10 protein-coding genes are annotated in these 13,555 nt (G+C 69.0%); 5 read left to right on the top strand and 5 right to left on the bottom strand.

The genetic code is table 11. From position 1 onward, the window contains the following. The first annotated feature begins 21 nt into the window (after window positions 1-21). Window positions 22-1,227: a TIGR03087 family PEP-CTERM/XrtA system glycosyltransferase gene (locus DT074_RS07830; RefSeq protein WP_119419303.1), complete on the top strand. Its 1,206-nt coding sequence runs from the start codon at window positions 22-24 to the stop codon at window positions 1,225-1,227. 5 nt (window positions 1,228-1,232) lie between these two features. Here the strand turns inward: DT074_RS07830 and gluQRS are convergent, their stop codons facing one another. Beyond that, window positions 1,233-2,054 carry a tRNA glutamyl-Q(34) synthetase GluQRS gene (gluQRS, locus tag DT074_RS07825; protein WP_119419275.1) on the bottom strand — a complete coding sequence of 274 codons (822 nt, stop codon included), beginning with the start codon at window positions 2,052-2,054 and terminating at the stop codon, window positions 1,233-1,235. Between the two features lie 72 nt (window positions 2,055-2,126). Here gluQRS and DT074_RS07820 point away from each other — a divergent pair, with 72 nt between their 5' ends. The 4 genes from DT074_RS07820 (at window position 2,127) to DT074_RS07805 (ending at window position 7,812) form a co-directional block, all read left to right on the top strand. Beyond that, a complete protein-coding gene (locus DT074_RS07820) occupies window positions 2,127-2,828 on the top strand; it encodes an alpha/beta hydrolase (RefSeq protein WP_119419274.1) in 702 nt (233 codons plus the stop codon). A gap of 174 nt (window positions 2,829-3,002) precedes the next feature. Next, complete coding sequence (locus tag DT074_RS07815) at window positions 3,003-3,554, top strand: HNH endonuclease (protein WP_119419273.1); 552 nt, start codon at window positions 3,003-3,005, stop codon at window positions 3,552-3,554. A 77-nt stretch (window positions 3,555-3,631) separates the two neighbouring features. Next, complete coding sequence (locus DT074_RS07810) at window positions 3,632-4,030, top strand: response regulator transcription factor (RefSeq protein ID WP_119419272.1); 399 nt, start codon at window positions 3,632-3,634, stop codon at window positions 4,028-4,030. A gap of 131 nt (window positions 4,031-4,161) precedes the next feature. After that, entirely contained in the window at window positions 4,162-7,812 is a 3,651-nt protein-coding gene (locus DT074_RS07805; protein ID WP_162914715.1) for a PAS domain-containing protein, read from the top strand. Between the two features lie 23 nt (window positions 7,813-7,835). On the opposite strand, the gene DT074_RS07800 is transcribed toward DT074_RS07805, so the two are convergent. From DT074_RS07800 to DT074_RS07785, 4 genes are all read right to left on the bottom strand, one after another. Then, window positions 7,836-8,819, bottom strand: coding sequence for a hypothetical protein (locus DT074_RS07800; protein ID WP_162914714.1), 984 nt, complete (start codon window positions 8,817-8,819; stop codon window positions 7,836-7,838). 57 nt (window positions 8,820-8,876) lie between these two features. Continuing rightward, window positions 8,877-10,646 carry a glucan ABC transporter ATP-binding protein/ permease gene (locus DT074_RS07795; RefSeq protein ID WP_119419269.1) on the bottom strand — a complete coding sequence of 590 codons (1,770 nt, stop codon included), beginning with the start codon at window positions 10,644-10,646 and terminating at the stop codon, window positions 8,877-8,879. A 110-nt stretch (window positions 10,647-10,756) separates the two neighbouring features. Next, window positions 10,757-11,401 (bottom strand): thioredoxin family protein, encoded by a 645-nt coding sequence (locus DT074_RS07790; protein WP_119419268.1) that lies wholly within the window; start codon window positions 11,399-11,401, stop codon window positions 10,757-10,759. 85 nt (window positions 11,402-11,486) lie between these two features. Further along, window positions 11,487-13,511, bottom strand: coding sequence for a DUF4139 domain-containing protein (locus DT074_RS07785; RefSeq protein WP_368744524.1), 2,025 nt, complete (start codon window positions 13,509-13,511; stop codon window positions 11,487-11,489). Window positions 13,512-13,555 lie beyond the last annotated feature (44 nt).

The following is a 13,555-nucleotide window of genomic DNA, read 5'->3' as shown; positions in this document are numbered from 1 at the left end:
GGCCGGCCGATTCGTGTGGTGATGCAAGATCTCCTCTTCCTGTCGCAGCGGATCCCCTATCCGCCGAACAAGGGCGACAAGATTCGCTCCTGGAACATCCTGGCGCATCTGCGCCGCTCGTTCCGCATCCATCTCGGCTGCTTCATCGACGACCCGCATGACCGGCAATATACGGCCAAGCTGACCGAGATCTGCGGTGGCGAATGCCATTTCGTCACGCTCGATCCGAGGCTCGCGAAGCTGCGCAGCCTGATCTCGCTGGCGACCGGCGACAGCCTGACGCGGCGCTATTTTCACGATGCCGGCCTTGCGGCCTGGGTCGATCAGATCGTGCTGCGGCACCAGCCGGCGCATGTCTTCTGCTACTCCTCGGCGGTCGCGCCCTATGTGCTGAACCAGCGCCGCATCGCGCCGTCGCGCTGCATGATCGACTTCGTCGACGTCGATTCCGACAAGTGGCTGCAATATGCCGAGACGGCGCGGCTGCCGATGCGCTGGATCTACCGCCGCGAGGGCCGCACCTTGCTCAAGCTCGAGCGCGAGGCGGCCGCCGGGTTCGGCGCCGTCATCCTGTGCTCGCGCAACGAGGCAGATCTGTTCCGCAAGCTGGCGCCGGAAAGCGCGGCCAAGGTGGTGCATGCCAATAACGGCGTCGACACCGACTTCTTCGATCCCGAGGGGGCTTACGACAACCCCTATGGCGCCGGCCCGGTCTATGCCTTTACCGGCGCCATGGATTACTGGCCGAATGTCGATGCGGTGCAGTGGTTCGCGGACGAGATCTTCCCCAAGGTCAGGGAGGCGCGGCCTGCGGCGCGCTTCGCCATCGTCGGGACCAATCCGACGGAGGCGGTGAAGGCGCTCGGCACCCGCGACGGCATTCTGGTCACCGGCCGCGTGCCCGACATCCGCCCCTATATCGCGCATGCCGAGGCGGTGGTGGTGCCGCTCCGCATCGCCCGCGGCATTCAGAACAAGGTGCTGGAGGCGATGGCGATGCGGCGCTTCATCGTCGCCGCCGGGCCGGCCATGCAGGGCGTGGAGCCGGCGGCGCGCACGCATCTCCGCGTCGCCGACGACGCGGCGACGTTCGCGCGCCACCTCCTGGAGACCGATCCGGCGACCCGCGTCGCGCTCGGCCAGAGCGCCGGCGACTATGTGCGCCAGGCCTATGGCTGGGCGGCCAATCTCGCGGTGATCGACCGGGCGCTGGCCCGCCTCGGCTGAACGCCTCAAGCGACGACCGCCATCGCGCGCACCTCTGCCGGCGTGCGGCCGGCATCGCGCAGCGCGCGCAAGGATTGCGCGCCGTCGCGCTTGGCCAGCCGCTTGCCATCCGGCCCGAGCACGAAGCCGTGGTGGTGATAGGCGGGCGCGGGCAGGCCGAGCAGCGCCTGCAGCAGCCGGTGCACATGCGTCGCCGGCAGCAGGTCCTGCCCGCGGGTCACCAGGGTCACGCCCTGCAGCGCGTCGTCGACCACGACGGCGAGGTGATAGCTGGTCGGGATCTCCTTGCGCGCCAGCACGACGTCGCCGAGCAGGCCGGGATCGACGGCAACCGTGTCGCCCCGCTCGACGAATGTCAGCGGGCCGGTCAGCGCGGCTGCCCGCGCGGCGTCGAGACGCAGCGCGTAATCCTCGCTGTCGGCCATCCGCCGCGCGCGGGTTGCGTCGTCGAGGCGGCGGCAGGTGCCGGGGTAGAGCGGGCCATCCGGACCGTGCGGCGCCGAGGGGCTGCGGGCGATCTCGTCCTTGATCTGCCTGCGGGTGCAGAAGCAGGGATACAGCACGCCGCGGGATTCCAGCCCGCCGAGCGCATGGCGGTAGTCGTCGAGATGCTCCGACTGGCGGCGGACCGGCATCTCCCATTCGAGCCCGAGCCAGGCCAGGTCCTGGTAGATCGCCGCCTCGAATTCCGGCCGGCAGCGGGTGATGTCGATATCCTCGATGCGCAGCAGGAAGCGATCGCCGCGCGCGGCCGCGAACAGCGCCGAATAGGCGTGGCCGAGATGCAGATGGCCGGTCGGGCTCGGCGCGAAGCGGGTGACGGTCATGAAGCGAGACTAGCGGCGCCGCCGACCGGAAAGTATGGGTAGGCGGTGCCTCGGTAAATTCAGTGGAATCGCATGACCAGCCAGCTCGACGGCCCCCGCAATCTGCCGCCCGCCGGTACCCAGCCGGATAGTCTGGTGGTCCTGCTGCACGGCTACGGTGCCGATGGCAGCGACCTGATCGAGCTCGCCCCGCATTGGCGGCGCCGGCTGCCGCGCACCGCCTTCGTCGCGCCGCATGCGCCGGAGCGTATTCCCGGCATGCCCTATGGCTTCCAGTGGTTCAGCCTGGCCGGCTACGACCCGGACCAGATGCGGCGCGATCCCCGGCACACGGCCGAGATTTACCGCCGCATGGAGACCGGGGCGATCGCCGCCGCCGGCCTGCTCGACCGGTTCCTGGATGATGAACTGGCCCGCCACGGCCTTCCGCCCGGTCGGCTGGCGCTGGTCGGCTTCAGCCAGGGCACCATGATGGCCCTGCATGTCGGGTTGCGTCGGCCGGCCGGGCCGGCCGCCATCGTCGGCTTTTCCGGTGCCCTGGTCGGCGGCGACCGCCTGAAGGACGAGATCGCCTGCCGCCCGCCGGTGCTGCTGATCCACGGCGACGCCGACGAGGTGGTGCCTGTGACCGCTTTGTTCGGCGCGACCGAGGGTCTCGCCCAGGCCGGCATCACGGTGCGCTGGCACATCGCCCAGGGCCTGGGGCATGGCATCGATCCGGAGGGGCTCGAGATGGCCGGTCAGTTCCTCGCTCAATCCCTGGGGGGCGGTTGACGAGGGTCACCCGAGATGCGGTATCGTCGCGCGATCGTCATAGAGCGGAAACGGAAAATCTGCTAGTAATGTGGATAACTTGAGCAGCGAGGACAAAGCTGTGGATAACGGGCTGAGCCGGCGGATGGGCCGCCGGCGCCGAAGCTAGCGGAGCGAGGTGCGCGGAGGCTCGCGATGTCGGTATCGTTGGAGAGTTTCCCCGCCCTGGTGCTGAACGCGGATTTCCGCCCGCTCAGCTATTTCCCGCTGTCCCTGTGGCCCTGGCAGGAGGCGGTGAAGGCGGTCTTCCTCGACCGCGTCAACATCCTCTCCGAATACGACCGCACCATCCAGTCGCCGTCCTTCGAGATGCGGCTGCCCAGCGTGGTGTCGCTCAAGCGATACATCGCGCCGGCCCGTACGCCGGCCTTCACGCGGTTCAACGTGTTCCTGCGCGACCGCTTCACTTGCCAGTACTGCCACGAGCGCGAGGACCTGACGTTCGACCATGTGGTGCCGCGCTCCCGCGGCGGGCGCACCACGTGGGAGAACGTGGTCGCCGCCTGCGCCCCTTGCAATTTGCGCAAAGGCGGTCGTCTGCCCAAGCAGGCCGGCATGTATCCGCGCCGCTGGCCGCATTCGCCGACGGTGCGCGAGCTGCAGGAGAACGGCCGCGCCTTCCCGCCGCGTCATCTGCACGAGACGTGGCGTGACTACCTCTACTGGGATACCGAGCTGGAGCCATAGGAGCCGCCGGCGCCGGTAAACGCCCGTTAACCGCCTCTCGCTACGAATGGGCCTGGACCTCAGGCCTCGAGGCTGCGATGGCGCGCATTCTGGTGATCGACGACGATCCGACCATTCGGTCGTTGTGCACGCTCGCCTTGAGCAATCGGGGGCATGAGGTGACCACGGCGCCGGACGGCCGCGACGGCGTGGCGCTGGTCGGCCAGCGCAGTTTCGACCTCGTGGTCACCGACCTCGTGATGCCGGAACAAGAGGGCATCTCCACCATCCGCAGCATACGCGAGCGGGCGCGCGACCTGCCGATCCTGGCGATCTCGGGCAGCATGGCGGGCGAGCAGCGCGGCGGGGTCGATTATCTGAAGCTTGCGATGTCGCTGGGCGCGCAGGCGAGCCTGCGCAAGCCGTTCTCGCCGCGCCAGCTGAGCAGCGCGGTCGAAGCGTTGCTCGGCAGCCCGCCGCTTCCGCCCGCCGCCTGACCGTCTTGCCTCTCGGCCACGGCACGCCCTCTCGCCGGCCGCCGCTGAGTGCGCGCCAGGTCCGCGGGCTTGCCAGCGTCGCCTGGCTGCCCGGACTCGTGCTTGCAATCGCCTTGGTCTGGCTGCCCCATTTGCTGGGGGATCACGCGAAAAACATCGCGGCGATTCTGACAGCGAGCGGCGTTCTGCTGCTTCTGCTCGCCACCGCCGCCGTGCCGCTCCTGCTCTACCGCGCCTATATCGGCGAGAACGCCGCCATGGAGGAACACCAGCGGCGGGTGGGTACGCTCGATCGTCTGGGCGAAGTGGTATTGGCGACCGACGGCACCGACTGCGTTGTCTATGTCAACGCGGCCTGGACACGGTTCAGCGGATTTTCCGCCGCCGAGACGATCGGCAAACGGAGCCACACCTTCGCCGACGACGCCGACCGCGACCGCCTCCGCGCCGAGGCCCGTGCCTGCGTCGCCGCGCGCGAGCCGCACCACGCCTTCGAGTTCCGCTGCCGCCTGAAGGACGGATCGGTGCGCTGGGTGCGCGCGCTGTTCCGCTACAACTGGGACGGGGACCGCCTCCTCGACACGGTGGCGAGCGTGATCGACATCCATGAGCAGCGGCAGGCGGAGACGCGCCTGCACGAGGCACAGGAGCGAACGCGCGACTTTGCCGCCGCCTCCTCGGACTTCTTCTGGGAAACCGACCCGGAAAGCCGGCTGACCTATGTGTCCGACGGTGTGCGGCGGTTCGGCGTCGATCCCGGTCGCTGGCTCGGCAAGACCTGGTTCGACGCGGTGCCGGCCGTGGTGGGGCCCGAACTGCTGACCGGACACTTCGCCCGCATCCGCGACCGGCAGGCGTTCCGCGATTTCGTCTTCCCGCTGGCCGCGGCGGACGGTGCGACGCGCTGGCTGTCGTCGAGCGGCATCCCGATCGTCGACCGCGACGGCACCTATCGCGGATATCGCGGCGTCGCTCGCGACGTGACGCTGCTGGTCGAGACCGAAAAGGCGCTGAAGCAGAGCGAGGCGCGCCTTCGCAGCCTGACCGAGAACCTGGTAGGCGCCGTCTATCGCTGCCGCCTCGATACCGACTGGACCATCGAGTACATCAGCCGCGGCATCGAGGACATCACCGGCTATTCGGCCGACGACTTCGTGGGCAATCGCCGGCGCAGCTATGCCTCGACCATCCATCCCGACGATGTGGGCCTCGTCGATCGGACGGTACGTGCTGCGGTCGAGACGGGCCAGAGCTTCGAGATCGAGTATCGGTTGCTGGATGCAAAGGGCACCGCGCACTGGGTGTTCGAGCGCGGCCGGGCATCGGTGTTCGATGATGCGGGCGCGGCGACCATGCTCGACGGCTTCATCGTCGACGTTTCGCACCGCAAGGAAACCGCGGCGGCGCTGGAGATGGCGCGACTGCGTCTCGACCAGGCGCTGGAGGCAACCGGTGCCGGCGAGTGGCGCTGGGATCTGAGCCGCGACCGCATCTATCGTTCGCCCAAGTTCATTCGCCTGCTCGGCCTCACTCCCGAGACGCCCCCGGAAGTGTCGCGGGACGAGCATCGCGCGCTGCTCGATGTCATCGTACATCCGGACGATCTCGCTCTATTGCTCGAACATGCGCAGGCGATGAAGGACCGCAATGCCCGCGACATTGACTGCCGCATGCGATGGGGCGACGGCCAGTACCGCTGGTTCCGCATCGCCGGCCGTGCCTTCGAGAGCGCCGAGGGGCGGTTCGATCAGCTGATCGGCACGCTCTCCGATATCGACGAGCAGAAGCGCCTGGAGCACGAGCTCGCGCGAACCGCCGAACGCTACGACCTCGCCGTCGCGGGCGCCGGGACCGGCATCTGGGACTGGGATCTCGGCGCCCGCCGGACCTTCTTCTCGCCGCAATTCCAGGCGCTGCTCGGCTATGATCGCTGGTCTGCCGACCGTTTCGAGGCCGAGGTCGCGGCCAGGTTCAAATCGGTGGTCCATCCTGACGAGCTCGACGACTACCTGATGTCGATCTCGCGCATGCGCGTCGGAATCGGCTCTGCGCTCGAGCTCAGGATGCGCTGCGCCGACGGCAGCTATCGATGGCTCCGCCTCGTGGGACGCCCGTTTCAGGATGCCGCCGGGCGGGTGGTGCGCTGCGCCGGCACGATCACCGATATCGACCGGCGCAAACGGGCGGAGATCGAGTTGAAGGAGGCGCTGGACCGGGCGGAGGAGGGGAGCCGCGCCAAGTCGCGCTTCCTCGCGATGATGAGCCATGAGATCCGCACGCCGATGAACGGCGTACTCGGCTTCGCCGGTGTGCTGCTGGATTCACCGCTCAGCGCCGACCAGCGCCACGCGGTGCAGATGATCCGTGAATCGGGCGACAACCTGTTGCGCATCCTCAACGACGTGCTGGATTTCTCCAAGCTCGAGGCGGGCCAGGTCACCCTCGAGCACATCGCCTTCGATCCGGCCCAGCTCACCGCCTATGCCGGCGAGATCGTGGCGCCGCGTGCGGCGGCCAAGCGGCTTGCCCTGGAGGTAGTGCCGGATCCAGCACTGCCGGCCGCGGTCGCCGGCGATCCCGGCCGCATCCGGCAGATTCTGCTCAACCTGCTCGGCAATGCGGTGAAGTTCACCGAGCGGGGCAGCGTGACGGTGGCGGTCCGCCTGATCGAGGCCGATGGGCGGCGCGCAGCGATCGAATGGTCGGTGGCCGATACCGGCATCGGCATGGACGAGGCCAGCCAGGCCAGGTTGTTCCGCGAGTTCACCCAGGGCGACAGCACGATCTGGCGCCGATTCGGCGGCACGGGCCTCGGTCTCGCCATCAGCCGCCGCCTTGCCGACCAGATGGGCGGGGCGATCTACGTGGCAAGCGAGCCCGGCCGCGGCTCGACCTTCCGCCTGCGCCTGTCGCTGGATCTTGCGCCGGCGGCGGCGCTGCCGAAGGCCGGAGATGGCGATGCCGGCGAAGCACGGCTGATCGCCCTGACGGAGGCGCTCGGGCGCCCGCTCCGCATCCTGGTCGCAGAGGACAATCCGACCAACCAGGCGGTCGTCACCGCATTGCTGCGCCGACTTCCGCTGACCATCGACCTCGCCGAGAACGGCCTGCAGGCCGTGGAGCTCGGCCGCCGACAGGGCTACGACGCCATTTTCATGGATGTCCACATGCCGGAGCTCGATGGCTTTGGCGCCACGCGCGCGCTTCGCCTCGGCGGCGGACCCTCGGCCACCGCGCCGATCATTGCCTTCACTGCCAACGCCTTCGCCGAGGACATTGCGCTCTGCCGCGATGCGGGCATGGACGACCATGTGGCCAAGCCGGTCGGCAAGGAGGCTCTGATCGCGGCGATCCTGCGGCACGCCGACCGCCGGGACGACGCGGCACCGCCGTCGGCATGGCCGCCGGAGCGCGCCCCTCCTGTCTTCGAGCCCGCTGTCATTCAGGAGCTTGTCGAGGACCTCGGTCGCGAGGCCGCCGCCGCCATCGTCCAGACGTTCCTGCGCGACGCCGCGGACCGCATTGCCAATCTGCCGGCGGCATCGGGCGACGCGGCCCTTCGCCACGTTCACAGCCTGAAAAGCTCGGCTGCCAGCGTCGGTGCCCGGCAGCTCGCCGAATACGCCCGCGAGCTGGAAGCGCGCTGGCGGACCGGCGATGCGGCGGCCGGCCAGGATCACGTTGCGGCGCTCGATCGTGCTCTTGCCGGCTTTCGCGCCCGCGCCGAAGTGACGGCATTGGTCGGCGAGGCGCCCGGCCCGATGGCAGTATCGGTCGGCTGAGCGGCCGGCCGCGACCGCGGCTGTCAGAGATTCTGATAGATCGGAACCATGCCGTCGCGCTGGAGACGGCGGAAAAGCCACCTGGAATCCCGTGCCCTCATCGTGATCACGCCGCGGCCCGGCAGCACGATGTTGTCGCCGAGCCAGGCGAGCGAAGCTTGCCGTCGCTTCGCGCGCCAGCCCCTGATTTCGACGGCGAGCACGAAGAACGGGTCGATCTCGGCGAAATGCGTCAGGCGCTTGCGCACCAGCCAGGCGGAGCGCAGCTCGGGGCGGCCGGCCAGCGTGGAAGCCACCGCCCTGACCGCTTCCGGCGGCATCCCATGCGGCGCGAAGCTGTCGGCGACGGTGAGGCGTCGCTCGTCCTCGGCGGCGGCGATGATCTCCTCCGCCGCCGCGGCGCGATCGAGATAGGGCCCCGCCGCGTCGCGCCGATCGGTCGCGACAAGCCGATCGGCGATCATGCGGCAGACCGGTGGAACCGCCCGAATATCGATCCGCATCGCCTGATGGGCAGGTGCGGCCACGGCGCGCGCCGGCCGGCGCGCGGCCCGATGGGCGGCGGCACGCCGCGCCAGCCGGCTGAGCCAGAGCAGGATGCCGCCGAGCACGGCAGCGATTGCCGCCGGTCCCAGAATCTGCGCCGCAACGACGGCGCCGCCGATATGCCAGAGCGGGAGGTTGCTGTGATAGTCGAAGGCGGCAACGAACCGCTCCTCCGGCATCCCCGTCGCGTAGACGGGCAACCGCTCGCCGACGAAGCGCCCGCTTCGGCCGAAGCCGGTCAGCTTCAGGGTGACGGGCGTCTGTTCGCCGTCGACCCGGCCGTGCACCAGGGTACTGAGAGCGCTGCCCCGCGGTGCTTCTTCGATCCTCTGGATGTCGAGAAACAGAACGTCGTTCGGATCGACCCATCGGATCCGCTCGCCAGTGGTGAATGCGAAATACGTCATGCTCCCGGCGGCGAGCAGCAACAGCAGGCCGACGCCGAGAGCCCCCCAACGCAACAACGCCATCTGGCCAGTTTATACAATCAACGATGGAAGAATCCACCGTGTCTCTGCTCAACCCGGCTGTGTGACGGGCGGGGGCCCGCCCAGGCCGCCCTGAACGGAGACGAGCCGCGCGAACGGCCCGTCGGACTGCACCAGCTCGCTGAAACGGCCGCGCTCGACGATGCGCCCGTGGTCCAGCACCAGGATCAGGTCGGCCTCGCGGATGGTGGAGAGCCGGTGCGCGATCACGAAGGTGGTGCGGCCCTTCATCAGCGCCTTCAGCGCCTGCTGCACGCGGGCCTCGGTCAGGGTGTCGAGCGCCGAGGTCGCTTCGTCGAGGATCAGGATCGGCGGGTTCTTGAGCAGCGCGCGGGCGATGGCGAGCCGCTGGCGCTCGCCGCCCGACAGCGTGGCACCGCGCTCGCCGACCAAGGTGTCATAGCCTTGCGGCTGGCGCAGGATGAAGTCGTGCGCCTCGGCCAGCCTGGCCGCCTGGGTCAGTTCCTCCATCGTCGCATCCGGCTTGCCGACGCGCAGATTGTCGGCGATCGAGCGGTGGAACAGAGCGCTCTCCTGGAACACCACGCCGATATTCCGGCGCAGCGAGTCCAGCGTGTAGTCGCGGATATCGGCGCCGTCGACGGTGATGCGGCCGGAAGTCGGATCCCACAGCCGATGCAGCAGGCCCATGGCCGTCGTCTTGCCGGCGCCGGTCGAGCCGACCAGCGCCACCGTGGCGCCGGCCGGTGCCGCGAAGCTGAGATCCTCCACGGCGGCACGCGAGGTCTCGTAGGCGAAGGTGACGTGCTCGAAGGCGACATCGCCCTTCACCTTTACGAGCGTCGCTGCGCCCGGCTTCTCGTTGACCAGCGAACGCTCGTCGAGAGTCTTGAAGTATTCGGTCAGCACCGGCGCTTCGAAGAACAGGCTGGAGACGAAATTCATCGCCTGTTCCAGCCGGGCGATCAGCATGGTGGCGAAGCCCATGAAGCTGACGATCTCGCCGACGCTGGCGAGACCCTGGGTCTTGAGCCAGGCGCCGAGTACGAAGATGAGCAGCACGGTGATGGTGGAAGCGGCGCGGGTGAGAACGACCACCGTCGCCCACCAGTTCAGCACCGGGAACTGCGCCTGCAGCAGGCGCTGCATGAGGTCGGCGAGCTGCTTCGCCTCCAGCGCCAGGCGGACATAGGACTGGATCAACATGACATTGGAGAGCGCGTCGCCGGCGCGCGCCGCGAGCTCGGAATGATAGGCATTGACCGCTTCCTGCGAGCGGTGAGTGCGACCAATCACCACCACCGCCAGCACCGCGAAGATGCAGGCGAGCACGATGAGCAGCAGCGCCAGACGCCAGTTCAGCCACAGCGCCAGCGGAATCAGGATCACCAGGGCGACGAAGGTGGCGAGGTGCTCGCGCAGGAAGCCGAGCCAGAGGCCGAACAAGCTGTCGGCGCCGGTCAGCATGACCTTGATCAGCGTGCCGGAATGGGTCTCGATGTGGAACGAGGCGGGCAGCGCCAGAACATGCTCGAAATAGCGTGCCATGGCGGCGAGGCGGCGGCGATGCGCCAGGCGGTCGGCATGCAGCGCCACCAGGATGTTGGCCGCGATGCCGCCCAGCCCGATGGCGCCCCAGAGCGCCAGCAGCGGCAGGGTTTCGGCCCAGATGGCCGCGCCCTCGCGCGTCGTCAGCACGTCGATGACGCGGCCGAACATTACCGGCTCGAGGAATTGCAGGCCGGCCACCGCGACATTGGCGAGTGCCAGCACGATGGCAAGGCGTCGCTCGGCGGCGAGAAGGCCGAGCACGCGGGCATAGAGGCGAAGGAAGGACATCGGAATCGGGCAAGTGACGTGCCCGACTATAGCCGGTGGGCGGGCCTTGAGCCCGCCCACATGTCTAGCTCGACATTCGAGCGGTCAGCCGCGGCGCCGGCGGCGCCCGGTCAGCTCGAATACTTGATGGTGCAGCCATAGGCGCGGGTCGACGTCGCCGCGATCGGCTTGCCGGCGCTCATCGCCGCCAGTGCCTCGCGGACATAGTTGCGGGCGCCCTGCACATCGCCGTGCCGGGTGGTGGGCTTGTCGTCGATGCCGCCCATATAGACCAGCGTGCCCTTCGGATCGATCACGTACATATGCGGCGTGACTTTGGCGTTGTAGGCCTTGCCGATACCACCCTGCGGGTCGAGCAGAAAGGCGCTGGGCGCGGCGCTCCGCTTCCGGGTCAGCGCGTCGGCCTCGGCACCGGTAACGTAGCCCTGCTCGCCGGTTGCCGAGGAGGCGATGGTGAGCCAAACGATGCCCTGGCCGGTGGCTTCCTTCTGCAGGGCCTGCATGTTGCCGGTCTCGTAGTGCTTCCGCACGAACGGGCAATCGTGGTTGGTCCATTCCAGCACCACGGTCTTGCCGCGGAAATCGGAAAGCGAAACCTTCTGACCCTTCGAGTCGACGGCCGTGAAGGCCGGCGCCGGGGCGCCGATCTGCGGGTCGGGCGAGGCGGCATCGGCACCTGTCATCCAGGCGCTGGTTCCCAAAGCGAGGGCGCCTGCGGCCGTCAGGCCGATGGCAAGGGCGGTGCGGCGGTCCATGGTCAACCTCCGAGACAACTTGGACTGGCCCAGTTTAGCACCATCGACCCCGGGCTTCGCCCTCACGCTCTCGCGAGGCGGGCGGCTAAAGGTCGAGGCTGCGGATGTAATCTGCCACGGCTTGCCGCGCCGCCGCTTCCGCCTCGCGCGCGCGGGCCAGGTCGGCCGCGTTCTTGCCCAGCCGGTCCTCCTGCTCGCCCAGCATCGCGAGGTAGCGGCGCTGCAGATCGCTCTGTGCCGGCACCGATCCGAGGTTGGCGCGGGTGCGAGCCTGTTCGGCTTCCAGCTCCTTGCGGCGGTCGGCGAGCTGCTTCACCTCCGCTTCGGCCTTGCCGCGGGCGGCGGCAAGCTCGGCGAGACGGGCGAAGGCCTTGCGCTGCGCCTCGGTCAGCCGACCATTTACGGCGAAGCGGGCGAGGTCCTGCGTTGTCAACGAGGCGAGCGAGGTCTCCTGCGCCAGAGTGCGCTCGGCGACGAAGGTGATGCTGGCGCTCTTGCCGGCGGCCACGTCCATGCCGGCGCGATAGCCGCCGTCGATCCGCTCCACACCCTGTTTCGGCTGCACGAGGTCGTAAGCCGGTGAGATCGGATGATCGACCACCACGCGGCGCGGCTCGTTGGGCGCGCCGGTCAACGTATAGGTCGCGCGCTGCTGATCGATGACGGTGGCCTTCAGCAGGCCGTCGGCCAGGCGTGCCGCGGAGAGCGCGGTGCTCGATTCATGCTTCTGATCGACGGTGACTTTCTGGTCGACAGCGAAGGAGACAAGCCGCTTGTCGTCGGCGGGGAAGGGGGCGAGCCTGGCATCGCCGACGAAGGCGACCGCGCCGCCCGCATCGCGCTCGTACAGCGTCAGCACGCCGGGCGGCAGCGCCGTGCCGCTGTCGTTGGTCAGCCGGACGGAAGCCAGCGGATGCTTCGGCTGCGTCGCCGGCTGGAACAGGGAGAGCCGCTCGGCCGGCACTTTGCGCGCGACCAGCGGCACCATCAGGCTGTGGCCGCTTACGATCGAGACCGGATGCGGGATGCGGTAGCTCGCCTGGGTCATCGCCTCCTGGCTCTCGGCGGCGATCAGCTCGGCCGGCTGGCTGGGCGGCGCCGCGCCGACGGGGGCGCCGAAGGACTTCTCCGCCATCGCGGCCGGCGCTTGCGCCCGCATGCGGTCCTGCATCGGGGCCGATGCCATCGGCACCGGTCGCGCGCCGCCATCCGGGCGGGGCAGGACGCGACCCAGCACTTCGACCGGCACTTCGGGCCGGTTCACGTAATAGGCCGTGTAGAGGGCCTGGCGGAAGGTGACAGGATTGCCGCCGACCAGGGTCAGCTCGACGCCCTTCCAGTCCTCGCCAGAACGGTTCTCCAGCACCGCCCAGCCCTGCATCTCCGCGGTCTTGGCCTCCGGTCCGCCGATGGTCAGCCGGTAGGCCGCCTTCCACAGCGGCGCCTCGACGACATAGGCGACGCGAAGCTTGCGGCTGCCCTGGCCGGTGGTGCGGACCTGCAATGTGCGGCGATCGCGGGCGCGGTTCCGGGCGATGCCGTCGAGGCCGGCCTCGACCTGGGCACGCGCCTTGGGGTCGACGAAGCTGATCGGGCCGGCTTCCGCGAGCAGCACGGAGCGCAGGCCGTCGGCCGTCATCAGGCTGAGACGCGGCCGCACCAGCGTCCGGTTCTGCGGGCCGAGCTCGGCCTCGTTGGTGATCCCGACGATGCGCCCGCGCATCGGGGCCGCGCCGCCGATCTCCACCTCGGCGCCGCGGAAGGCTTCGAGCAGGCGGACCGGGTCCTGCAGCGCCGTCTGGTCGAAGGGCAGCTCGCGGAACACATCGCGCAGCGGATCCTCGCCGGGCAGCGAGATATCGCCGACGCCGCCCTTGTCGTCGTAGATGACGATGCTCTTGAGAACGTCGTCGACCTGGTCGCGCCGAACGGTCAGTTCGAGATTGGCGTTGCCTTCGACCTCGGCCTCGTACTCGAAATAGCCGACGCCGCCGGCCGACAGCATGACGCGCTTCAGCGCCAGATCCGCCGCCATCGCAGGCAGGGCCGCTAGGCTCAGCAATGCGGCGCAGACGACCGGCCGCGCCAGCGGCGAAAACATAGCCTTCATCCTCGGGTCCCTCCTCAGGACGCGGCTTTATCCTAGCGGGCCGA

Source organism: Desertibaculum subflavum (assembly GCA_003576705.1).
In the GTDB taxonomy this organism is placed as follows: Bacteria; Pseudomonadota; Alphaproteobacteria; order Ferrovibrionales; family Ferrovibrionaceae; genus Desertibaculum; species Desertibaculum subflavum.
Note: the sequence above shows the minus strand (reverse complement) of the source record. Positions and strands in the feature narration are given on the sequence as shown.

Bases quoted from the DNA above. Each gene is read 5' to 3' on its own strand.
- DT074_RS07830 (WP_119419303.1), top strand. From the start codon at position 22: ATGCAAGATCTCCTCTTCCTGTCGCAGCGGATCCCCTATCCGCCGAAC.
- gluQRS (WP_119419275.1), bottom strand. From the start codon at position 2,054: ATGACCGTCACCCGCTTCGCGCCGAGCCCGACCGGCCATCTGCATCTC.
- DT074_RS07820 (WP_119419274.1), top strand. From the start codon at position 2,127: ATGACCAGCCAGCTCGACGGCCCCCGCAATCTGCCGCCCGCCGGTACC.
- DT074_RS07815 (WP_119419273.1), top strand. From the start codon at position 3,003: ATGTCGGTATCGTTGGAGAGTTTCCCCGCCCTGGTGCTGAACGCGGAT.
- DT074_RS07810 (WP_119419272.1), top strand. From the start codon at position 3,632: ATGGCGCGCATTCTGGTGATCGACGACGATCCGACCATTCGGTCGTTG.
- DT074_RS07795 (WP_119419269.1), bottom strand. From the start codon at position 10,646: ATGTCCTTCCTTCGCCTCTATGCCCGCGTGCTCGGCCTTCTCGCCGCC.
- DT074_RS07790 (WP_119419268.1), bottom strand. From the start codon at position 11,401: ATGGACCGCCGCACCGCCCTTGCCATCGGCCTGACGGCCGCAGGCGCC.
- DT074_RS07785 (WP_368744524.1), bottom strand. From the start codon at position 13,511: ATGAAGGCTATGTTTTCGCCGCTGGCGCGGCCGGTCGTCTGCGCCGCA.